The following is a 22,029-nucleotide window of genomic DNA, read 5'->3' on the forward strand; positions in this document are numbered from 1 at the left end:
TCAGCGCAGGTTGCGGATTGCCTTCATCACGTCCGGCTCGGCCTTGTCGCCGTTGAAGGCGTCGACGATGCCGAACGCGCCGCCATAGCTCCACACCGACCATGAGAAACCGTGCGCCTCGGCGCGGGCAATCATGTCGCTGACATAGGCGGCGCGGTACTCGGGCGGCATCACGTAGGAATTGCCGTATTCCTGGCGGATCATGCCGAACTCGCCCAGCGTGATGTTTTCCGGCTTGATGCTGTTGGCCTTCGCCCACGCCTCGACCTTCTTGAACGGCGCATCCATCAGGCCGTTGAGCTTGTCGGGGCTGTCCATGCTGGCGACCTGTTGGTCGAGATAGGCAAGCAGGCCGCTCTGCCGTGTCCATGGCGCCTCGGCCTTAATCCGGGCGCGGATGGTGTCGAGCGTCATTTCGAGCTGCGCCTTCGGCACTGATGTCAGCGGATAGGGCAGGCCGGTCACATAGGGGATGAAGTCGCCGGCCCAGGTCGCGCCTTGGTGGGTGAGCAGGAACGGATCGTAGGAATGGAAGGTCCAGATGACATTGTCGTCGGGGATGGCCTTCGGGTCTATCTTCTCCAGCGACGACGCGGCGGAATAGCAGGCGCCGGTCAGCACCAGGGTGAGTTTCGTCGCCGAGGATCGGGCGGCGGCGAACAATTTCTGCTGACGCTCGGGCCACAGGCTGGTGCCGTCGCTGTCGCAATCGACGATCGGTTCGTTCATCAATTCGAAGGCGACCTTTTTTGGATCCTCACCGGCCAGGGTGCGGGCCATCTTGCGCACCATGTCGACATAAAGCTCGAAGGTCCGCGGGTCGTCCATCACCTCAGCCATGCCGATCTTGCGGCTGCCGCCGGCGGGGATCAGATGCATATCGACGATCACCTTCATGCCGGCGCGGTTGATCATGCGCACCGAGTCCAGCACGCTGGCATAGAGGTCGTCGCGCAACGCTGTCGTCTGATCGGACAGCAAGGGCGAAGGGTCAACCGGCATGCGCAGGAAATCGAAGCCGGCCTGCTTCAGTGCCTCGAGATCGTCTCCGTTGAGGAATTTGCGCCACTCGGGATAGGGCAGGATGGCCTTGGCGTCGCTCCATTGATCTTCGCCGGGCCAGGTGACCCACTGGTCGAGATTGAGACCGCGCTTCATCGAGAAGGTCGCCGCATGGCCAGGCAGCGACAGGGCCGCCAGCACCAGCAGCCCCGCCATCAAACTCTTGATCATCGCCGTCAACAGTGCCATCCGATGCTAGGTCACGGGGAACAGGTGCCTCGCCGCGACTGAAAAAGGAAGCGCAATGGGCGATCATGGTGAATCGGCGACGCTGCTGGCCGGGCTCTCCGGCGTACTGACCGCGTCCGGGCATCGGCTGATGGCGCGAGTCTACTATGCCGACACCGATTTTTCGGGTGTCGTCTACCATGCGCGTTATCTCGAATTCCTCGAGCGCGGCCGCTCCGACTATCTCAGGCTCACCGGCGTGCATCACACCGAACTTGCCCATGGCAAGCATGGCGAAAGAATAGTCTGGGTGGTGCGGCGCATGGAGATCGACTTCCGCATCCCCGCCCGCATCGACGACATCCTGACCGTCGACACCCGTACCGAGGCCATTTCCGGAGCTCGCATCTTCATGGCGCAGCAGCTCAAACGCGGCGACGAGGTGCTGGTCGAAGCCAAGGTCGAAGCGGCGATTATAGGCGAGAATGGCCGGCCGAGACGCTTCCCCAAGGAATGGATCGCGGCGTTCATGCCCAAGTCTGGTGTGTAGGCTGATTGAACGGATTGCCCCTGGCGGCGCTAAAGCTCATCAATCTGGTTTTCAGCGGGGGTGGCGCGCCAGAAAATAGTATGACAGTGTCATACACTGTGCTATGAAGAAGGGGCAAGGAAACATTCGCCATGAGAACCAGCAAGCCCATAAGCGTAACGCTCGGACGCCAGCAGAGCAGCCTCGACGCCCGCCTGACGTCGGGAGCGTATGATTCCGCGAGCGAAGTCATGCGTGCCGCGCTTCGCGCCCTTGACCGCGAGGAACAGGTCATCGCCGCCATCATGCGAGCCAAGGTGCAGGAGGCTCTCGACGATCCGCGCGCGGACATCCCTGCCGAGGACGTGTTCAAGGCATTGCGCGAGCACCATGCAGACCGGATGAAGGTCGCCAAGCGTGACGCATAGGGTCATTTTCAGACCCTCGGCGCAATCCGATCTCTTTGCCATTTACAATTACATCGAAAAGGAAAGCGGTGCCGCGCGTGCCGGTGGCTATATTGAGGCGGCGTGCATGGCACTATCCACGTTCCCGGAACGTGGCATCGTTCGCGACGCCATCGGATCCGGCGTCCGCGTCGTCGGCTTCGAACGTCGTGCGTCGATCCTGTTTCGGGTCGACGCAGAACAGGTGCTGATCCTGCGTATCCTCTATGGCGGGCAGGACTACCCCACCTATTATGTGGACGAAACGGACTTCTAGCCGCATCGCACAAACCTTATGTCTGCCCTTATGTCTGCGCCCCGGCCACGCCATCGGGCGTGGCAATGCGCCGCGCCTTACGGACTAACCCATCCTTAACCATAACGGTTCATGAAGAGGTTGGTGAAGATTGGCGTTATCCAACGCCTTCCTTTCACCAATATTTGCCCCGAAAAGGCCGCGAAAGGCTCGACTTGGGGTGCCCGGTAGCTTCGTGCGAACCGACCACAAGGGATGCCAGGGGCCAGCCGCCAGCTTCGCCCGGAAATCTTAAGGACGTAACGATGGAAAATATCGCACTCGCCGAACCGGGCGCGCAATTGTCGATTTGGGCGCTGTTCATGCAGGCCAGCTGGGTGGTCAAGCTGGTCATGATCGGGCTGCTTTGTGCCTCGGTCTGGACCTGGGCGATCATCATCGACAAGCTGGTTGCCTATGGCCGCATGCGGCTGGCGCTCAACCGCTTCGAGCAGGTCTTCTGGTCCGGGCAGTCGCTGGAAGAACTCTACCGCACGCTCGCCGACCGCAAGACGTCAGGCATGGGCGCCATTTTCGTCGCCGCCATGCGCGAGTGGAAGAAGAGCTTCGAGAAAGGCGCGAAAACGCCGCTCGGGCTGCAAACCCGCATCGACAAGGCCATGGACCTGGCGCTGACCCGCGAGATGGAGAAGCTGGAGGGGCGCCTCGGCTTCCTCGCCACCACCGGCTCGGCCGCCCCCTTTATCGGCCTGTTCGGCACCGTCATCGGCATCATGACCTCGTTCCAGGCCATCGCCGGCTCCAAGAACACCAGCCTTGCGGTGGTCGCGCCCGGTATCGCCGAGGCGCTGCTGGCGACGGCCATCGGCCTGCTCGCCGCCATTCCCGCCGTCATCGCCTACAACAAACTGTCGTCCGACGCGAGCAAGATAGCGGTGCGCATGGAAGGGTTCTCCGACGAGTTCTCCGCCATACTCTCGCGCCAAATCGATGAAAAAGTCGCGCCGAAGGCCTGAGGAGCACAAAAGATGGGTATGTCCGTAGGCATGGCAGGGCGCGGCGGGCGCGGCCACCGGCGGCGCGGCCGTCACCATGGACTGATGTCGGAAATCAACGTCACGCCGATGGTCGACGTCATGCTGGTGCTGTTGATCATCTTCATGGTCGCCGCACCGATGCTGACGGTCGGCGTGCCGATCGACCTGCCGGATACGCAGGCCAAGGCGATGAACGCCGACACGCAGCCGATCACCGTCTCGATCGATGCCGCGGGTAAGATCTATCTGCAGGAGACCGAGATTCCGATCGAGGAGTTGGTAGCCAAGCTGCAGGCGATCTCGAAGACCGGCTATGAGGAGCGCATCTTTATTCGTGGCGACAAATCCACCGACTACGGCACGGCGATGAAGGTGATGGCCCGCATTTCGGCCGCCGGCTACAAGAACATCGGCCTGGTTTCACTGCAGGAACAGGATCAGTAGACAAGACGATGAAGACCGGCCTCACCACATCGGTGATCCTGCACACGGCGGTGCTGGCCTTCGGCCTGTTCACCCTGTCGGCTCCGGCCGCGCTGCCGTCGGCCGATGTCGAGTCGGTCGCGGTCGATATCGTGCCGATGGAAGCTATCGCGCAGACATTGCAGGGCGACAAGAAGGCCGTGATGCATGAAAAGCCGGCGCCGTTGCCGACGCAGCGTCCCGATATCGTGCCGGATGCGCAGAAGGTCGGCGAGAACAGCGTCGACACCGACAAGCCGATAACGCCGGAAGCCAAGCCCAAGCCGGTCGATACGACCTCGGCTCCGCCGCCTGCGCCGACTCCCAAGGAAGCGCCGAAGACCGAGGACGTGCCGAAGCCGCAGGAAAAGCCCAAGCCCATTCCGGCGACGGAAGTGGCGCCGGCGCCGCAGCCCAAGGAAGAGGTGAAGCCCGAGCCGGTCAAGCAGGTGGAGCCCAAGCCGACGCCGGCCAAGCCGGCGCCGACCCCGCCGCCGCAGGACAAGACCGCCGCGATCGATCCGACGCCCGAGGTCAAGCCTGACGCGGTAGCCGAGGCCATAGCGAAGGACCCGCCGACCGAAGAGACCCAATTGCCGAGTTCGGCGCCGGCGCCGGAAGCGCGGCCGAAGCCGCAGCCGGCACAAGCGGAAAGCGCCAAGGCGCCGGACCGCAAGGATGCCGACAAGCCGGTCAAGGAAGCGTCGTCCAAGCCCAAGTCCGACGACAAGCAGTTCAACGCCGACGAAATCTCTGCTCTCCTCGACAAGCAGAAGCCGTCCGGCGGCGGCGCCAAGCGTTCGACCCAGCAAGCCTCGCTCGGCGGTGACAAGGATCAGGGCCAGAAGCTCTCGAAGTCCGAACAGGGGGCGCTGGAAAGCCAGCTGGGCGGCTGCTGGACGCTGCCGGCCGGGCTGGAAGGCTCGGAGAGTTTCGTCGTGGTGGTGCGCTTCAACCTGGACAACTCCGGCAAGCTCGATGGTCGTCCGTCCGTAGAAAAATCGAGCGGCAACCGGCAGTTCGATGAGAGCGCGGTCCGTGCGGTGCAGAAATGCGACGTGGCCGGGCTGCAGGTTCCCGCCGGCAAGCAAGACATCTGGAACGACATCCGGGTCACCTTCGATCCAAGGGAAATGCTCGGCCTCTAGGTCCGGTTATCCGAAAATCTGTATGAGAAGCGAGAAGACATGAAATCAATCCTCAAGCCGCTCCTGATGGTCGCTGCGATGGCGATGGGCATGACCGCCGCTGGCACGCTGCCGGCACTGGCGCTGGTCGAGCTCAACGTCAACAAGGGCAATGTCGAGCCGTTGCCGATCGCCATCACGGATTTCCAGGGCGGCGATGCGCTTGGTGCCCAGATCTCGCAAATCATCACCGCCGATCTCAAGCGCTCCGGCCTGTTCGCGCCGATCGACAAGAGTGCCTTCATCGAGAAGATCTCGAATCCGGATGCCGCACCCCGCTTCGACGACTGGAAGGTGATCAACGCCCAGGCGCTGGTCACCGGCAGCGTCAGCAAGGAGGCCGATGGGCGCATCCGCGCTCAGTACCGGTTGTGGGATACTTTTGCCGGCCAGCAGATGTCGGGCGAGCAGTTCTTCGCCAACGACGCCAACCAGCGTCGTGTCGCCCACATCATTGCCGACGCCATCTACGAGCGGCTGACCGGCGAGAAGGGCTATTTCGACACGCGCGTCGTCTTCATCGACGAGTCCGGCGCCAAGAACGCGCGCAAGAAGCGCCTTGCCATCATGGACCAGGACGGCGCCAACGTCCGTTACCTCTCGGACGGCCGGTCGATCGTGCTGACGCCGCGCTTCTCGCCGAACCGGCAAGAGATCACCTACATGTCCTATGAAAGCGGCCAGCCGCGGGTCTATCTCCTGCAGATCGAGACCGGGCAGCGCGAACTCGTCGGCAACTTCCCCGGCATGACGTTCGCGCCGCGCTTCTCGCCCGACGGCCAGAAGGTGATCATGAGCCTGCTGCGCGACGACGGCAATTCCAACATCTTCGCCATGGATCTGCGCAGCCGCTCGACGACGCGGCTGACCAACTCGACCGCCATCGACACCTCGCCTTCCTATTCGCCGGACGGCAGCAAGGTCGTGTTCACATCCGACCGCGGCGGCCGCGCGCAGATCTACGTGATGGGCGCGGACGGCTCCGGCCAGACCCGCATCTCCTTCGGCGACGGCGTCTATTCGACGCCGGTGTGGTCGCCGCGCGGTGACCTCATCGCCTTCACCAAGCAGACCGGCGGCGAATTCCAGATCGGCGTCATGAAGACCGACGGTTCGGGCGAGCGCATCCTGTCGTCGGGCTTCCAGCAGGAAGGGCCGACTTGGGCGCCGAACGGCCGCGTCCTGATGTTCTTCCGCGACGCCAATGGCGGTCCGAAACTGATTTCGGTCGATCTCACCGGCCGCAACGAGCAGCCGATCCCGACTTCGAATTTTGCGTCCGATCCGGCCTGGTCGCCCTTGCTTGAATAGGGGAATTGAAGAACTGAGGAATTGAAGAACTGGGGAATGGAGAAGCATGGAGGCTACGTTGGGCGCGCCAGGGACCTTGAGGTCTACAAGCGGGCCTATGCTGTTTCTCTCGAAATTCACAAAGCCACCCTTGCCTTTCCGAAGATCGAGCAATATGCGCTCGCCGATCAATTGCGCCGTTCGAGCAAGGCGATCTGCGCCAATCTGGCTGAGGGGTTTGCCAAACAACCTCACTCCAAAGCTGAATTCGCGCGGTTCATTTCGATGGCGATGGGATCATGCAGCGAGGTGGAGACGTGGATTTCCTACGCATCCGATCTTGAGTACATCTCGAAGACACAACTCGACAGATGGCAGCAGTTCTATGGCCAAATCTACGGGATGCTGGTGAATCTCAGAGCAGCGCTGAAGTGACCTCTTTCTCCAACTCTTCAATTCTCCAGTTCTTCAATTCCCCTTTTTCCACGCCTTCGTCGCGTTTTGGCCGTATTTCCGCCTAGGGTCCGCGCCAATTGTGACCCCGGGGATAACAGCTGCGGACGGGTAGCTAAACCTAATATTAACCGTGTTTCTTGAATGCCGGTTAACCCAAACGTGGTTACTGGGTGATCAACGAAATCACTCGAATACGATCACTCGAAATACGAAGGAGAGGCGGCATGGGCCGTATCGCAGCACTTACCAGAAACCCGGTCATGATCGCGCTGGTGGCGATGCTCGCCATCGCCGGTTGCGCCTCGAAGAAGACGCCGAACAGCGCCGCTGATCTCGGCCTGAACGGCGCGGGTGCCGCAACGCCCGGCTCGGCGCAGGACTTCACCGTCAACATCGGCGACCGCATCTTCTTCGACACGGACTCGTCCTCGATCCGCGCCGATGCGCAGACGACGCTCGCCCGGCAGGCGCAGTGGCTGAACCAGTACAAGCAGTATGCCATCGTCGTCGAAGGCCATGCCGACGAACGCGGCACGCGCGAATACAATCTGGCACTCGGTGCCCGCCGCGCCGCCGCCGCCCGCGACTTCCTCGTTTCCAAGGGTGTCGCTTCCAGCCGCTTGAAGACCATTTCCTACGGCAAGGAACGCCCGGTCGCGGTGTGCGACGACATCTCGTGCTGGTCGCAGAACCGCCGTGCGGTCACCACGCTCAGTGGCGCCGGTTCCTGATCGGCGCAGAGCCGTCCAGCGTGCGCCAGGAGAAGGCGCGGCGGTAGCGGCAGAAATGCAACACAGCTTTGCGAAAGGCGGCCTCCGGGCCGCCTTTTTCATATCCGGCTGCCCGAAACAAAATTTGGCCGAAGTCTCGCGCCCTGCTATGAGCCGAGGGCGCTTGGCTGGTCTCATGGTGATTGGAATGCGCGAACAACTAACGACACACGCGAGAGGCACATGCATTTGAGATCGGTTCTGAGCGGCACGCTTGCACTGCTGCTCCTATCAGGCGTCACAGCCTCGGCTAGCGGCTTGGGGGCTGGTGGCCCGGGGCAATCAACCGGCAGCGGCTTTTCCTTCCATCTGCCGTCGATCGAGTTGCCCAGCCTGTTCGGCGACAAGAAGAAACCGGACCAGGTCCAGCTTGCACAGCAGTCGAATGGCGCCGGCGCAACCGCGCTCGAGGATCAGCTGCGGCAGATGAACGGCAAGATCGAGGAACTCAATTTCCAGATCCTGCAGATGCAGGAACAGATCCGCAAGCAGCAGGAAGACAACGAGTTCCGCTTCCAGCAGCTCGAGGGCGGGGCGCAAGGCGGACAAGCACCGGCACAGAAGAAGTCGGATGCCGGCACCAACAACGACGTGGCCTCGGCCCCCGCGACCCAGGCGCCGGCCGATGCCGGCGCCGCGGCCGGCAGCGATCAGTCCGCCGGCGGCAAGACGGTCGAGGACGTCATCGTCGAATCGCCCGATGGCGACCCGGGCAAGGTGATCCCTGGAAAGGGAGCACCGGAAAAGACCTTTGGTTCCATCACCGTCGACAAGAACGGCAATGTGATCGACGCCGGCGGCAACACCCAGGCGACCGCGCCGGCACAGGATGCCGCTCCGGCCACCGGTGCGCCGGCCAAGGCCGGCAAGTCCGACGGCACGGTGGTCGCGGCGCTGCCCGCCACCAACGATCCGGAAGAACTTTACCGCAATTCCTATCAATTCATCCTGTCGGGCGACTACGGCACGGCCGAGCAGGGGTTCCGCGATCACATCTCGCGCTTCCCCAGGGATGCCAAGACGGCCGACGCGCATTACTGGCTGGGCGAGTCGCTGCTGGGCCAGCAGAAATTCCGCGACGCGGCAGAGGTGTTCCTCTCGGCCAGCAAGGACTATCCCAAGGCCAAGAAGGCGCCGGACATGCTGCTGAAGCTCGGCGTGTCGCTGGTCGGCCTCAAGCAGCATGACGTCGCCTGCGCTACTTTCGGCGAGATCGGCAAGCGTTATCCCGACATTTCCAGCGCCCTCAAGGAACGCGTCAAGCAGGAGAAGGCACTGGCTGCGTGCTGATTTTTCGCCTGCATGTCCCAGCCCAAGAACCGGGATGTTGATGCTCGATTCCGGGCCTGATCTTTCGACCAGACTTTTTTCGCATATCGATTTCACCACCGGCGCTGTTGCGGCCGTATCCGGCGGCAGCGATTCGACCGCCCTGCTTCTGCTTCTCAAACATCATCTCGATCGATCCGCGCCGTCCGCCAAGCTGTTGGCGGTGACCATCGACCATGGCCTGCGGCAGGGCTCGGCGGCGGAGGCGCAAGCCGTGGCGAAGCTGTGCGCGGAGCGCGGCATCGCCCACCGCACCATGGTCTGGGCCGGGCGCAAGCCTTCGACCGGCCTGCCGGCGGCGGCACGGGAGGCGCGCTACCGGTTGCTGGCAAGCGCAGCCCGGGCGGAAGGCATCGGCCTGATCGTGACCGGCCACACCGCCGACGACCAGGCCGAGACGGTGCTGATGCGCCACGCCCGCGACGGGAGCCTGGGCAATGTACAGGGACGGGGGCTGGCCGGCATGGCGCCGGCCACGCTCTATGACTGGCGCGAATGGATCGTGCGGCCGCTGCTGGGTACGCGGCGCGCGGCATTGCGCGATTTCCTGCAAAGCAAACATGTCGGCTGGGCAGAGGATCCGACCAACAGCGATGAGAGCTTCGAGCGGCCGCGCGTGAGAGCGGCACTTGCCGGCGACAATGTCCGCCGCATGGACGAGGCTTTGGCCCTGGCCAGCCAGGCTGCCATCGAGCGCGGACAACTTGGTCTCGATGCCGCCGACCTGATCCGGCGTTTTGCCAGCCAGCCGGCCACGGGCCTTGTGCGCCTCGACCCGCAACTGCTCTCGACCGGCGACGAGCGCGCGGCCATCTATGCGTTGCGCATCCTGCTGGCGACTGTCGGGGGGATTGCCTTCCTGCCGGACCAGGCCCGCGGCGAGGCACTGTTCGCCCGGCTGAAGGCCGGATTTCTTTGTGCCACATTGTCGCGGACGGTGGTCGATTTCCGGCGTGCCGGCATCTTCCTGCGCCGCGAGGCGCGTGGCTTGCCGCCCGCCGCCGCGGCTATCGACAACACCATCTGGGATGGCCGCCGCCACATCACATTGAACGACAGCTCCGCCGGATTGTTGATCGCGCCGCTGGGTGCGGCAGCAGCGAAGCGGCTGCCGATCGACGCGGGAGAAACCCCGGCAAGCCTGATGCGCGCTGCGTTGGCCGCGGAACCGACATCGCGGCAAGCCTTTGAAAACCCTGATGTGCAGCAGGGCGAACCGGCATCGTCAGGGTTCGACGCGCGGCCGGTCGTTGCGCCTTTTGCCCGCTTCCTGCCGTCCTTCGACCTGGCGCCGGCGCGGGCCGTCGCCGGCCTGATTGGCGCGCCATCGCTGCCCGCCTTGCCTTTCGGCCGCCACAGTGCCGGTTGACGGTGGTCGAAAGCTTAACCCAGACATGCTGTTCTGCTTGGCAAGGGGGGACGCTCTCCCTATGTTAGGCCCAAGTTTCCTCTCATGATGCTGTCCGCAAGCGGACGCCAACGGGACAATTGATGAATCCGAACTATCGCAACCTCGCGCTCTGGGCGATCATAGCGGTCCTGCTCATCGCCCTGTTCAATCTGTTCCAGACGCCGCAGACGCGCGGGGCTTCGAGCGATGTGCCTTATTCGCAGTTCCTCCAGGATGTCGGGGCCGGCCGGGTCAAGACGGTGACCATCGCGGGTGCCCGCATCACAGGCACCTACACCGACAATTCCAGCGGCTTCCAGACCTATTCACCCGGCGATCCCCAGCTCGTTTCGCGGCTGCAGGACAAGAACGTCACCATCAACGCGCGGCCCGAGACCGACGGCTCCAACTCGCTGTTCGGTTACCTGATCTCCTGGCTGCCAATGATCCTCATTCTCGGCGTCTGGATATTCTTCATGCGCCAGATGCAGTCCGGATCCGGGCGCGCCATGGGTTTTGGCAAGTCGAAGGCCAAGCTTCTGACCGAGGCACATGGCCGCGTCACCTTCCAGGACGTCGCCGGCGTCGACGAAGCCAAGGAAGATTTGGAAGAGATCGTCGAATTCCTGCGCGATCCGCAGAAGTTCCAGCGCCTCGGCGGCAAGATTCCGCGCGGCGTGCTGCTGGTCGGCCCTCCCGGCACCGGCAAGACGCTGCTTGCCCGCTCGGTCGCCGGCGAAGCCAACGTGCCGTTCTTCACCATTTCAGGCTCGGACTTCGTCGAGATGTTCGTCGGCGTCGGCGCCAGCCGCGTGCGCGACATGTTCGACCAGGCCAAGAAGAATGCGCCCTGCATCATCTTCATCGACGAAATCGACGCTGTCGGCCGCCATCGCGGCGCCGGCCTCGGCGGCGGCAATGACGAGCGCGAGCAGACGCTGAACCAGCTGCTGGTCGAGATGGACGGTTTCGAGTCCAACGAAAGCATCATCCTGATTGCCGCCACCAACCGTCCCGACGTGCTCGATCCGGCGCTGTTGCGTCCGGGCCGTTTCGACCGGCAGGTGGTGGTTCCGAACCCCGACATCGTCGGCCGCGAGAAGATCCTCAAGGTGCATGTGCGCAACGTGCCGCTGGCGCCCAATGTCGATCTCAAGGTCGTCGCCCGCGGCACTCCCGGCTTTTCCGGCGCCGACCTGATGAACCTCGTCAACGAATCGGCGCTGATGGCGGCGCGGCGCAACAAGCGCCTCGTCACCATGGCCGAGTTCGAGGACGCCAAGGACAAGATCATGATGGGCGCGGAGCGCCGCTCGTCGGCCATGACCCAGGCCGAGAAGGAGCTGACCGCCTATCACGAGGCCGGTCACGCCATCCTGGCGCTCAACGTGCCGTCGGCCGATCCGCTGCACAAGGCCACCATCATCCCGCGCGGCCGCGCGCTCGGCATGGTCATGCAGTTGCCGGAAGGCGACCGCTATTCGATGAGCTACAAATACATGATCTCGCGTCTTGCCATCATGATGGGTGGCCGCGTCGCCGAGGAGTTCAAGTTCGGCAAGGAGAACATCACCTCGGGCGCGTCCTCCGACATCGAGCAGGCGACCAAGCTGGCACGCGCCATGGTCACGCGCTGGGGCTTTTCCGACAAGCTCGGCCATGTCGCCTATGGCGACAACCAGGAGGAAGTCTTCCTCGGCCATTCGGTGGCGCGCACGCAGAACATCTCGGAAGAGACCGCGCAGATCATCGACGCCGAAGTGCGCCGCCTGATCGACGAGGCCTACTCGACAGCGAAGTCCATCCTGACCAAGAAGAAGAAGGAATGGATCGCACTGGCGCAGGGCCTGCTCGAATACGAGACGCTGTCGGGCGACGAGATCAAGCAACTGATCGCGGGCAACAAGCCCGCGCGAGATTTGGGGGATGATACCCCTCCAAGCCGCGGCTCGGCCGTGCCGAAGTCTGGTGGCCGCCGCAAGAAGGGTCCCGAGCCCGAAGGCGGCATGGAGCCGCAGCCGTCAAGCTGAATGCGCTGCATCTTTGCGATGGAGGCGGAATGATTTCAGGTCGATCGACCTGAAATCATTCGCTTTTCAAGCACCCCGCCTGCATTCGCTCAGGCGCTTGGCGCTTCGGGGTTTGCCGCATGGTTCCTCATGATTCAGCTTTCAGCCGCGCATTGCACAGGCTGTAATAGCCGCCGCCCTTCTGGATCCAGCGAAGGCCGTTCAACGTACCCGCCTCTTTGTTGCCGTGGTAACTCTGCAGGCAGGTTTTCATCCGTGCCTTGGCCGGCTTTTCGGTCTTGAACTCGGCGGCGAGGGTAGTCGGGAATGTGACGCCCGCCGGCGCCACGGTGGGGGCGGACGCCGGACTGGCTTCGTCCTTCGGCTGCTGCGCGGTTTTGGCCGCATCTGCGCTGACACCCTCCGCGAGGGACGTCGCGCATTTCTCCTTACGGAAAGCGGTCCAGTCCATGCCGTTCAGTGTGCCGCCCTCCTTGGCGGTTCGATAGGTTTCGCCGCATTCCTTCATCGTCAGTGCGCTTGCAGGGGCGACGCTCCAAGAAACCAATGCCGTCGCGGCCAATACCGCCAATTTCAAACTGGACATAAGACCCTCCTAGTTGATAACAAGTTTGACGTCTTTTTGTATACTTTTTGTTCTTGTTATGTTCAATGGGAATCTTTCGCCAAGAGCACACGAACTGATGGGACCGACAACTCCGTCATGTACAGAAGCGAGCAAGCCGGAGCGCTGTCATGCGCAACAAAAAGCCCGCGAACCTCGCGGCTCGCGGGCCTATATTTTTTCTAAATGCTGCTGGAGATCAGCTCTTCAGCTTGGCATTGCACAGGCTGTAGAAACCGCCGCCCTTCTGGATCCATTTCAGGCCGCCAAGCGCGTTGGCGTCCTTGAGGGTGTAATACTGGTCAAGGCAAGTATGCATGCGGCCCTTTCCGGGGGTCTCGCTGGCATATTTCGGCGAGATCGCGGACGGGAAGGTAACGCCCTTGGGCGCGACCGTCGTCGGCTTTGCCGGCTCCTTGGTGTAGCTCGCCTCGCTGGGGGCAGGCACGGTGTCGTCATCGGAGGCGCCGGCACCGCATTCGGCCTTGCGGAAGTCGTTCCACTTCATGCCCTTCAGCGTGTTCGCCGTCTTGGCAGCCTGGTACTTGGTGCTGCACTCGGCCATGCTCAGGCCCTTGCCGCCGTCTGCGGGAGCCGCGGCTGCCTTTGTGGTGGCCGGCTTGGTCGTGTCGGTGGCAGCGGATGCGCCGGCGGCGCACTCGGCCTTGCGGAAGTCGTTCCACTTCATGCCGTTCAGCGTGCCGGCGGACTTCGCCGCCTGGTACTTGGCGCTGCATTCCTTGGCCGTCAGGCCCTTGGCCGTGCTGTCGGCGCCGGCAGCCTTTGCTGCCTTGGCGGGCTTGGTTTCGGTAGCCTTGGTTTCGGCCTTGGTGGTGGCCTTGGTGGTGGCGGCCGGCTTGGTGTCGGTGGTGGCGGCGGCGTCGGTGCCGCACTGCGCCTTGCGGAACTGGTTCCAGGTCTGTCCGGAAAGGGTCCCCGCGTCCTTGGCCGCGTTATACTTCGTGCTGCATTCGGCCATCGTCAGTGCGTTGGCTGGCGCGGCCAGGAACAATGTCACGACGGCGAGGCCGGTCAAAGTGGCAAGTCGGTGGATGAGCATAGCGTTTCTCCGTTGCAGCAGCCCATGATACGTCCCTGCGAATCAATAACGCTCAACGGTCGGTTGCGCCAGATGCTAAGTAGCGTATATGTCGCCGAAAGCAGGAGCCTCGCGGCAAGGTGATGAAATTGTTCGGACTGTTGGACTTGAGGACAAGATTTTCCAGGTGCATCTACGCTGAAAGGCTAACGTGACTGGTGTATTGCGGCGTGGCAGTCTCAGCAGGTCAGGATGCAATCAGGTTGTGTGCGGCGCACAACAATGATTTTCTAAGGAATGGTAACATATAATCACACAATGTGATCATAGGGCGCGGGCCAATTGTGGCATGACGTGCCGGCTAAGAACAATCAGGGATGCTGGTTAGCATGGCGGGAAATTACTTCGGCACGGACGGCATTCGCGGGCGCGCCAACAAGTTTCCAATGACCGCGGAAATCGCCATGCGGGTCGGCATGGCCGCCGGCCTTTCGTTCCAGCGCGGCAGCCATCGCCATCGTGTCGTTCTGGGCAAGGACACCAGGCTTTCCGGCTACATGATCGAGAACGCCATGGTGGCCGGTCTTTGCGCTGCCGGCATGGATGTGTTCCTGCTCGGCCCTATCCCGACGCCGGCGGTGGCCATGCTGGTGCGTTCGCTGCGGGCCGACATCGGCGTCATGATCTCGGCTTCGCACAACCCCTATTACGACAACGGCATCAAGCTGTTCGGGCCCGATGGCTACAAGCTCTCCGACGAGATCGAGGAGCGCATCGAGAGCATGCTCGACAAGGATATCGAACTGGCGCTCGCCGATTCCGACGGGCTGGGCCGGGCCAAGCGCGTCGACGGCGTGCATGACCGCTACATCGAATTCGCCAAGCGCACCTTGCCCCGCTCGATGTCGCTTTCGGGCCTCAGGATCGTCGTCGATTGCGCCAATGGCGCGGCCTACAAGGTGGCGCCCGAGGCGCTGTGGGAACTCGGCGCCGAAGTCGTGGCCATCAATGTCGAACCCAACGGCTTCAACATCAACAAGGAATGTGGCTCGACCCATCCGGCGGGGCTGCAGAAGAAAGTGCACGAAGTGCGCGCCGACATCGGCATCGCGCTCGACGGCGACGCCGACCGCGTCGTCATCGTCGATGAAAATGGCGCCATCGTCGACGGCGACCAGATCATGGCACTGATCGCCGAGTCCTGGCACCAGAGCGGGCGGCTTGCTGGCGGCGGCGTCGTTTCGACGGTCATGTCCAATCTCGGCCTCGAACGCTTCCTCGCCGACATGAAGCTGCAATTGCACCGCACCAAGGTCGGCGACCGCTACGTCGTGGAGCATATGCGCGCGCACGGGCTCAATGTCGGCGGCGAACAGTCGGGCCACATCGTGCTTTCGGATTTCTCGACCACCGGCGACGGTCTCGTCTCGGCCCTGCAGGTGCTGGCCTGCATCAAGCGGCAGGGCAGGCCGGTCAGCGATCTGTCGAAGAAGTTCGAGCCGGTGCCGCAACTCCTGAAGAATGTCCGCATCGCCGGCGGCAAACCGCTCGAGGAAGCCCCGGTCAAGGCCGCCATCGAGGATGCCCGTCATCGCCTCGGCAAGGCCGGGCGGCTGGTCATCCGGCCATCGGGCACCGAACCGCTGATCCGTGTCATGGCCGAGGGTGACGATCCGCAACTGGTCGAGGCCGTCGTCAACGACATCGTCGAGGTCATCTCGGAAACCCGCAGCGCCGCCTGATCTCCGGCGCGCCGAGTGCGTCGCCCTGCTACATCGAAAGCCCGCCCCCTCCGGCGGGCTTTTTTCGTTGGCGGCAGGACCGATCCCGCTCTCGATATTACCCTCGAATGCTTCGGATTTTACAGATTCGTGGTTAATCGACAGGGTTAAATGCCTTTTAACTTTTGCAATTCATTATCCACGCCTGAAAGCCAAATCTTATCCGGACACGATCGCCGTTCCGAGGGTTCTAGGGGTGACAAGCATGTTCAATACAGCAAGAAAGGCCCTGTTCGCGTTGCTGTTCGCGGGTCTGGCCTGGCCAGTGTTCGCGGCCGACCTGCCGGAGCCGCAGGTCGAAGAGGCACCGCCGCCGGTTTACGAACAGCCGGTTGCCGATGTCGGCGGCTGGTATATCCGTGGCGACATCGACTATCACAAGTCGGACGTGCGCGGCATCGACTACACGACCTACACCATCTGTCCCTGTAACGTGGTCACGCCGGGCAGCAACAGTTTCGATTCCGGCAAGCTCAAGGGCGGCTTCTCGCTCGGCGGCGGCGTCGGCTACAAGATCAACGATCACTTCCGCACCGATCTGACCGCCGACTACTGGTTCAAGTCGAACTTCAATGGCAGCACTTCCGGCGTGGACTCGGGTGGCAACCCCACGACCTCGGTCGAAGTGTCGAAGATGAGCGCCTTCCTGCTGCTCGCCAACGCCTATGTCGATATCGGCACCTACCACGGCATCACGCCCTATGTCGGCGCCGGTATCGGCGGCGCGCATGTCAAGTGGGATACCGTCTACGACCCGAACACCGCCGAGACCAATCCCGGCTCGTCCAACTGGCGTTTCGCTTACGCCCTGATGGCAGGTGCCTCCTACTGCCTGACCGACAAGGTCATCCTCGATGCAGGCTATCGCTTCTCGCATATCCAGGGCGGCCGCATGTTCGAGTGGGATGCAAGCAGCGCCGGTCCTGGCTTCGACCGTGGCATCAACACCCACGAAGTGCGCGGTGGCCTGCGCTACCAGTTCGGCGGCAACAACGGATGCGCCGCACCGGTGGTGGCCTACCAGCCCGAACCCGAGCCGATCTACACCAAGTAACCTCCGACATCGGAACAATCGCGAACCGCCCGGCTCAGCCGGGCGGTTTTCGTTTGGCGGTCTCGAGCCGGGCGGCCCGGATGAGTTCGCGTTCCAAATCAATCCGCTAACGCTCTGTTAGCCTTAACTCCGACTTAACCACTATGGTTAACAATGCTCCTTGAAACGATGGCAGCCGTCACGATCGCGGACGGGGCCGAATGCGGGAGCCGGGGACCATGACACTCACATCGCGTATGGCGCAGGCGCTTGCCGCGCTCACCCTGTTGCCGCTGACACCAGCCCTGGCCGCCGACTACGATCCTCCGATCTATGTCGATCAAGCGCCCGATTACGTGCCTGTCGAGGTTGGCTCCGGTTGGTACCTGCGCGGCGATGTCTCCTACCTGGTGGAGAAGAGCTTCAAGAATGGGGATTTCACCTTCCCGTCAACGATCAACAACGAAAGCTTCAGTCAGAGCGAAGACGCATTTTTCGGGAGCGTAGGCTTCGGATATCATTTCAACGATTACCTCCGCGCCGATCTCAACTTTGGCTATCTGCCCGGCAACAGCGCCGAAGCCAGCTATAATGATTCAGCGGTCGTAACGTTGCCGACATTGCCGACCGTGGGATCGGCATCGCTGAAGAACTACGCCTTCTCGGGCATGCTCAACGGCTATGTCGATCTTGGCACCTACGTCGGGATCACTCCCTATATCGGCGCCGGCGTCGGTGTCGTCCGCAGTACGCGCAAGCTTTCGGCGACCTACATCGATAACAATGACCCGGCAAACAATCTCACCCAGAAGGACAACAAGAACCAGTACTCGCTGGCCTACACACTGAATGCCGGTTTGGCTTACCAGGTGACGAAGAATGTTTCCGTCGATCTGGGCTATCAGTACTTCTCCGCCCCGGACGCCGAATATGTGACAGCCGAAAGCCTGACCTCCTTTCCGGTCAAAAAGGGGATCAGCAATCACCAGGTCAAGCTCGGTCTGCGCTACGATCTCTGGTAGGCTCGGGACACATCACGGCTTTGGCGGCGGATCCTTGCGGTCCGCCGTTTGCGTTTGAAATCACGGAATCCTGATCTCGGATCGCCAGTATCCTGCCAGCGACAAAAACTTTCCTCTTGACGCCCGAGGCCTGAACGCATATCGCCGTCCGTGGGCCACCCCTCCCCAACGAGGGGCCACTATCTGGAAGGATAGACCACGATGACGACCCCTACGAAGCCCGGACTCCGTCCGGCAAATCCCAATTTTTCCTCAGGTCCCTGCGCAAAACGCCCCGGCTGGTCGGTCGAGGCGCTGAAGCATGCCGCGCTTGGCCGTTCCCATCGCGCCAAGATCGGCAAGACCAAGCTCGAACAGGCAATCGAGCTGACGCGCGAAATCCTCAAGGTCCCGGCTGACTACCGCATCGGCATCGTGCCGGCGTCGGACACCGGCGCTGTCGAGATGGCGCTGTGGTCGCTGCTCGGCGAGCGTGGTGTCGACATGGTCGCCTGGGAGAGCTTTGGCTCCGGCTGGGTCACCGATGTGGTCAAGCAGTTGAAGCTCGCCGACGTGCGCAAGATCGAAGCCGGCTACGGCGAACTGCCTGATCTCACCAAGATCGATTTCGACCGCGACGTGGTCTTCACCTGGAACGGCACCACGTCGGGCGTGCGCGTGCCGAACGGCGATTTCATCCCGGCCGATCGTAACGGCCTCACCATCTGCGACGCCACTTCGGCTGCGTTCGCGCAAAAGCTCGATTTCGAGAAACTCGATGTCGTCACCTTCTCCTGGCAGAAGGTGCTGGGCGGCGAGGGCGCACACGGCATGCTGATCCTGTCGCCGCGCGCCGTCGCGCGGCTGGAGAGCTACAAGCCTTCATGGCCGCTGCCGAAAATCTTCCGCCTGACCTCGGGCGGCAAGCTGATCGAAGGTATCTTCAAGGGCGAGACCATCAACACGCCGTCGATGCTGTGCGTGGAGGATTACCTCGACGCGCTCAACTGGGCGAAGTCGATCGGCGGCCTCGATGCCCTGGTCGCCAGGGCCGAAGCCAATGCCGCGGTGCTCGATCGCTTCGTCGACAAGTCCGCATGGCTTGGCCATCTCGCCAGCCAGCCGGCAACGCGGTCGAATACCTCCGTCTGCCTGTCCTTCACCGATCCGCAAGTCGCGGCACTCGACGCCGACGCGCAGGCGGCTTTCGCCAAGGGCCTGATCTCGGCGCTCGACAAGGAGGGCGTTGCCTACGACATCGGCTCCTATCGCGACGCACCCCCCGGCCTGCGCATCTGGTGTGGCGCAACGGTCGAGGCTTCGGACCTCGAAGCGCTGCTGCCCTGGCTCGACTGGGCCTTCGCCGCGCAGAAGGCGTCGCTGAAAGCGGCGGCCTGAGATTTTCGTGGCGGCCCGCGGGCCGCCATTTCCCGACAATCCATTTCAAGGAGGCCGCCATGGCGCCCCGCGTTCTCGTTTCGGATAAACTCTCCACCACCGCAGTCCAGATCTTCAAGGATCGCGGCATCGAGGTCGACTATCTGCCGGACCTCGGCAAGGACAAGGAAAAGCTGCTTGAGGTGATCAGCCAGTATGATGGCCTTGCCATCCGTTCGGCGACCAAGGTCACCGAAAAGCTGATCAACGCCGCCACCAAACTCAAGGTCGTCGGCCGCGCCGGCATCGGCGTCGACAATGTCGATATCCCTGCGGCCAGCCGCAAGGGCATCATCGTGATGAACACGCCTTTCGGCAATTCGATCACGACGGCAGAACATGCCGTCGCGATGATCTTCGCCCTGGCGCGCCAGATCCCGGAAGCCAATGCCTCGACCCATGCCGGTAAATGGGAGAAGAACCGCTTCATGGGCGTCGAGATCACCGGCAAGACGCTGGGTGTCATCGGCTGCGGCAATATCGGTTCGATCGTCGCCACGCGCGGCGTCGGCCTGAAGATGCATGTCATCGCCTTCGACCCGTTCCTGTCGGACAAGCGCGCCGAGGAACTCGGCGTCGACAAGGTGGAACTCGACGAACTTTTCGCCCGCGCGGACTTCATCACGCTGCACACGCCGCTAACCGACAAGACGCGCAACATCATCGATGCCGCTGCAATAGCCAAGATGAAGAACGGCGTGCGCATCATCAACTGCGCCCGCGGCGGGCTGGTCGTCGAGGCCGACCTGATCGCGGCGCTGAAAAGCGGCAAGGTAGCGGGTGCGGGCATCGACGTGTTCGAGGTCGAACCGGCCGAGCAGAACGCCCTGTTCGGCATGGAGAACGTGGTGGCGACGCCGCATCTCGGCGCCTCGACGGCGGAAGCGCAGGAGAATGTCGCGCTGCAGGTCGCCGAACAGATGTCGGACTATCTGATCAAGGGCGCCGTCTCCAACGCCATCAACATGCCGTCGATCACGGCGGAGGAAGCGCCGCGGCTGAAGCCTTTCGTCAAGCTGGCGGAAGTGCTCGGCGCCTTTGTCGGCCAGGTCACCGAGGATCCGATCAAGGAGGTCGAGATCCTGTTCGACGGTTCGACCGCGACGATGAACACGCGCGCGCTGATCAGTGCGGCACTTGCCGGCCTGATCCGGCCGCAGGTCTCCGACGTCAACATGGTGTCGGCGCCGATCATGGTGAAGGAGCGCGGCATCATCGTCGCGGAAGTCAAGCGCGACAAGTCGGGCGTGTTCGACGGCTATATCAAGCTGACCGTCACGACCGAGCACAGGACGCGCTCGATCGCCGGCACCTGCTTCTCCGACGGCAAGCCGCGCTTCATCCAGATCAAAGGCATCAATCTCGATGCAGAGGTCGGCCAGCACATGCTCTACACGACCAATGCCGACGCGCCCGGCATCATCGGCCTGCTTGGCACGGTATGCGGCGAGAACGGCGTCAACATCGCCAACTTCCAGCTTGGCCGTAACCGCCCGGGCGGCGACGCCATCGCGCTGCTCTACCTCGACGCGCCGTTCCCGGAAAAGGTGCTGGAACAGGTGCGGGCACACAAGTCGATCGATTCGGCCAAGCGGCTGCAGTTCGACGTCGGTGGTGTTTAGGCCCGTACCTTCATAACCGGCAGGCGCATTGTGATGAAACGCGCCCGCGTGCCCGGCGAGCACGCGGGCGCGTTTCGGTTTTTGGTCCTTAAGTCAGCCGGCGGATTACGCCTGTGGTGGACGTCGGTGTGCGATCCCGGAAATCCAGGCCGTCCCCCGGGATCGGGCTTGACGGCAGCAAGTTCCGGACTGATCCAAGGATTGTTTGTTCAGTTTCTGGTACATTAGCAGGTGACGATAAGCAAAAAGCCTGGCCCAATCCAACGATCCAGTGTTCTGCTTGACGATCCCGCTTTCTTTTCGCAGGCTATCGCCAACTGATTGGTGCGGCTTAAACTTTACAGTTTTCGTCATGAATTTGGCTGCGGCTTTCGGCGTGTGCCTGTTGCTGTCGAGGAGCCTTCGATGGATCATCGCAATACTGTCCGGCTGAGCCGGCGCCTTTTCCTGTCTTCAGTCGCGATGTTTACGGTAACGGCGACCTCGGCAAGCTTCGCCCGCTCGTTCTCGGGATCCTTGCCTTGGACGCCCTTGTCGTCCGATCCGCCGATGCGGGTCGTTCCTGGCGGCTGGCAATTCTTCACGCCACAGGAAGCGGCCTTGGTCGAGGCCATCGTCGACCGCCTCGTTCCCGCCGACGATCTCAGCATGGGGGGCAAGGAAGCCGGCTGTGCCGTCTATATCGACAGGCAATTGACGGGCGCGTTCGGAACCTCGAGCCGGCTCTACACACAAGGGCCATTCGCGCCGGGATTGCCCACGCAGGGCTATCAGGGCGACGCCAATCCCGCCCAGCGCTACCGCACCGGGCTCGCTGCCATCGACGCCTTCCTGAAGCAGCGGGATGNGCCGGAAAGGTCGAATTGCCTGACGGCGTCAAGGCTGCCGGCTTCTTTGGGCTGCTGCTGCAGAACACCATGGAAGGGTTCTTCGCCGATCCGGTCTATGGCGGCAACAAGGACATGGTGTCGTGGCGCATGCTCGGTTTTCCCGGCGCGCGCTATGATTATCGTGATCATGTCAGCAAGCATAATCAGCCCTATCCGCGGCCGCCTGTCTCCATAGAGGGCAGCCCGGAATGGTTCACGAAGAGGAGCTGA

Annotated in this window: 22 protein-coding genes and 1 pseudogene; 19 read left to right on the forward strand and 4 right to left on the reverse strand. The window is 62.5% G+C overall.

The genetic code is table 11. The features are described 5' to 3' along the window. A complete protein-coding gene (locus tag X743_RS153475) occupies window positions 1–1,251 on the reverse strand; it encodes a cellulase family glycosylhydrolase (RefSeq protein ID WP_023766133.1) in 1,251 nt (416 codons plus the stop codon). A 55-nt stretch (window positions 1,252–1,306) separates the two neighbouring features. On the opposite strand from X743_RS153475, the gene ybgC reads away from it, so the two are divergent. From ybgC to ftsH, 12 genes are all read left to right on the forward strand, one after another. Further along, window positions 1,307–1,780: a tol-pal system-associated acyl-CoA thioesterase gene (ybgC, locus tag X743_RS153470; protein WP_023766134.1), complete on the forward strand. Its 474-nt coding sequence runs from the start codon at window positions 1,307–1,309 to the stop codon at window positions 1,778–1,780. Window positions 1,781–1,911: 131 nt separating this feature from the next. After that, window positions 1,912–2,187 (forward strand): type II toxin-antitoxin system ParD family antitoxin, encoded by a 276-nt coding sequence (locus X743_RS153465; RefSeq protein ID WP_023766135.1) that lies wholly within the window; start codon window positions 1,912–1,914, stop codon window positions 2,185–2,187. Next, complete coding sequence (locus X743_RS153460) at window positions 2,177–2,482, forward strand: type II toxin-antitoxin system RelE/ParE family toxin (protein WP_023766136.1); 306 nt, start codon at window positions 2,177–2,179, stop codon at window positions 2,480–2,482. The genes X743_RS153465 and X743_RS153460 overlap by 11 nt, the downstream gene beginning before the upstream one ends. A gap of 284 nt (window positions 2,483–2,766) precedes the next feature. Then, a complete protein-coding gene (tolQ, locus tag X743_RS153455; protein ID WP_023766137.1) occupies window positions 2,767–3,477 on the forward strand; it encodes a protein TolQ in 711 nt (236 codons plus the stop codon). A 12-nt stretch (window positions 3,478–3,489) separates the two neighbouring features. Continuing rightward, window positions 3,490–3,942 carry a protein TolR gene (gene tolR / locus X743_RS153450; RefSeq protein WP_013892535.1) on the forward strand — a complete coding sequence of 151 codons (453 nt, stop codon included), beginning with the start codon at window positions 3,490–3,492 and terminating at the stop codon, window positions 3,940–3,942. An 8-nt stretch (window positions 3,943–3,950) separates the two neighbouring features. Further along, window positions 3,951–5,108: a cell envelope integrity protein TolA gene (locus tag X743_RS153445; RefSeq protein WP_013892536.1), complete on the forward strand. Its 1,158-nt coding sequence runs from the start codon at window positions 3,951–3,953 to the stop codon at window positions 5,106–5,108. Between the two features lie 66 nt (window positions 5,109–5,174). Next, window positions 5,175–6,458, forward strand: coding sequence for a Tol-Pal system beta propeller repeat protein TolB (gene tolB / locus X743_RS153440; RefSeq protein ID WP_245264230.1), 1,284 nt, complete (start codon window positions 5,175–5,177; stop codon window positions 6,456–6,458). A 21-nt stretch (window positions 6,459–6,479) separates the two neighbouring features. Next, complete coding sequence (locus tag X743_RS153435; RefSeq protein WP_245264226.1) at window positions 6,480–6,872, forward strand: four helix bundle protein; 393 nt, start codon at window positions 6,480–6,482, stop codon at window positions 6,870–6,872. A gap of 245 nt (window positions 6,873–7,117) precedes the next feature. After that, entirely contained in the window at window positions 7,118–7,624 is a 507-nt protein-coding gene (pal, locus tag X743_RS153430) for a peptidoglycan-associated lipoprotein Pal (RefSeq protein WP_013892538.1), read from the forward strand. A gap of 222 nt (window positions 7,625–7,846) precedes the next feature. Further along, on the forward strand, window positions 7,847–8,953 hold the full coding sequence (gene ybgF, locus X743_RS153425) for a tol-pal system protein YbgF (RefSeq protein ID WP_023766141.1): 1,107 nt from the start codon (window positions 7,847–7,849) through the stop codon (window positions 8,951–8,953). Window positions 8,954–8,993: 40 nt separating this feature from the next. Next, entirely contained in the window at window positions 8,994–10,361 is a 1,368-nt protein-coding gene (gene tilS, locus X743_RS153420) for a tRNA lysidine(34) synthetase TilS (protein ID WP_023766142.1), read from the forward strand. A gap of 122 nt (window positions 10,362–10,483) precedes the next feature. Then, window positions 10,484–12,412: an ATP-dependent zinc metalloprotease FtsH gene (gene ftsH, locus X743_RS153415; RefSeq protein WP_013892541.1), complete on the forward strand. Its 1,929-nt coding sequence runs from the start codon at window positions 10,484–10,486 to the stop codon at window positions 12,410–12,412. Window positions 12,413–12,539: 127 nt separating this feature from the next. On the opposite strand, the gene X743_RS153410 is transcribed toward ftsH, so the two are convergent. Together X743_RS153410 and X743_RS153405 are read right to left on the reverse strand one after the other, a co-directional pair. Then, complete coding sequence (locus tag X743_RS153410; protein ID WP_023766143.1) at window positions 12,540–12,998, reverse strand: hypothetical protein; 459 nt, start codon at window positions 12,996–12,998, stop codon at window positions 12,540–12,542. 217 nt (window positions 12,999–13,215) lie between these two features. Continuing rightward, window positions 13,216–14,076 carry a hypothetical protein gene (locus X743_RS153405; protein ID WP_023766144.1) on the reverse strand — a complete coding sequence of 287 codons (861 nt, stop codon included), beginning with the start codon at window positions 14,074–14,076 and terminating at the stop codon, window positions 13,216–13,218. A 368-nt stretch (window positions 14,077–14,444) separates the two neighbouring features. Here X743_RS153405 and glmM point away from each other — a divergent pair, with 368 nt between their 5' ends. From glmM to serA, 5 genes are all read left to right on the forward strand, one after another. Continuing rightward, complete coding sequence (gene glmM, locus X743_RS153400; RefSeq protein ID WP_023766145.1) at window positions 14,445–15,797, forward strand: phosphoglucosamine mutase; 1,353 nt, start codon at window positions 14,445–14,447, stop codon at window positions 15,795–15,797. A gap of 244 nt (window positions 15,798–16,041) precedes the next feature. After that, window positions 16,042–16,890, forward strand: a complete 849-nt coding sequence (locus X743_RS153395) for an outer membrane protein (RefSeq protein ID WP_023766146.1) — start codon at window positions 16,042–16,044, stop codon at window positions 16,888–16,890. A gap of 218 nt (window positions 16,891–17,108) precedes the next feature. Then, the gene (locus X743_RS153390) at window positions 17,109–17,891 is read left to right on the forward strand and encodes an outer membrane protein (RefSeq protein WP_023766147.1); all 783 of its coding nucleotides are present in this window, start codon (window positions 17,109–17,111) and stop codon (window positions 17,889–17,891) included. Window positions 17,892–18,092: 201 nt separating this feature from the next. Then, on the forward strand, window positions 18,093–19,268 hold the full coding sequence (locus tag X743_RS153385; protein ID WP_023766148.1) for a phosphoserine transaminase: 1,176 nt from the start codon (window positions 18,093–18,095) through the stop codon (window positions 19,266–19,268). A gap of 59 nt (window positions 19,269–19,327) precedes the next feature. After that, entirely contained in the window at window positions 19,328–20,929 is a 1,602-nt protein-coding gene (serA, locus tag X743_RS153380; RefSeq protein WP_023766149.1) for a phosphoglycerate dehydrogenase, read from the forward strand. Between the two features lie 410 nt (window positions 20,930–21,339). On the opposite strand, the gene X743_RS1000000173315 is transcribed toward serA, so the two are convergent. Beyond that, the gene (locus X743_RS1000000173315; RefSeq protein WP_023766150.1) at window positions 21,340–21,543 is read right to left on the reverse strand and encodes a hypothetical protein; all 204 of its coding nucleotides are present in this window, start codon (window positions 21,541–21,543) and stop codon (window positions 21,340–21,342) included. Between X743_RS1000000173315 and X743_RS1000000173950 the strand changes: the two are divergent. Both X743_RS1000000173950 and X743_RS1000000173955 read left to right on the forward strand, forming a co-directional pair. Beyond that, a pseudogene (locus X743_RS1000000173950) lies at window positions 21,479–21,712 on the forward strand (gluconate 2-dehydrogenase subunit 3 family protein); the annotation flags it as partial. The gene X743_RS1000000173315 and the pseudogene X743_RS1000000173950 overlap by 65 nt on opposite strands. 80 nt (window positions 21,713–21,792) lie before the next feature. Next, window positions 21,793–22,029 carry a gluconate 2-dehydrogenase subunit 3 family protein gene (locus X743_RS1000000173955; protein WP_023766151.1) on the forward strand — a complete coding sequence of 79 codons (237 nt, stop codon included), beginning with the start codon at window positions 21,793–21,795 and terminating at the stop codon, window positions 22,027–22,029.

This window comes from Mesorhizobium sp. LNHC232B00, from assembly GCF_000502435.1.
Classification (GTDB): domain Bacteria; phylum Pseudomonadota; class Alphaproteobacteria; order Rhizobiales; family Rhizobiaceae; genus Mesorhizobium; species Mesorhizobium opportunistum.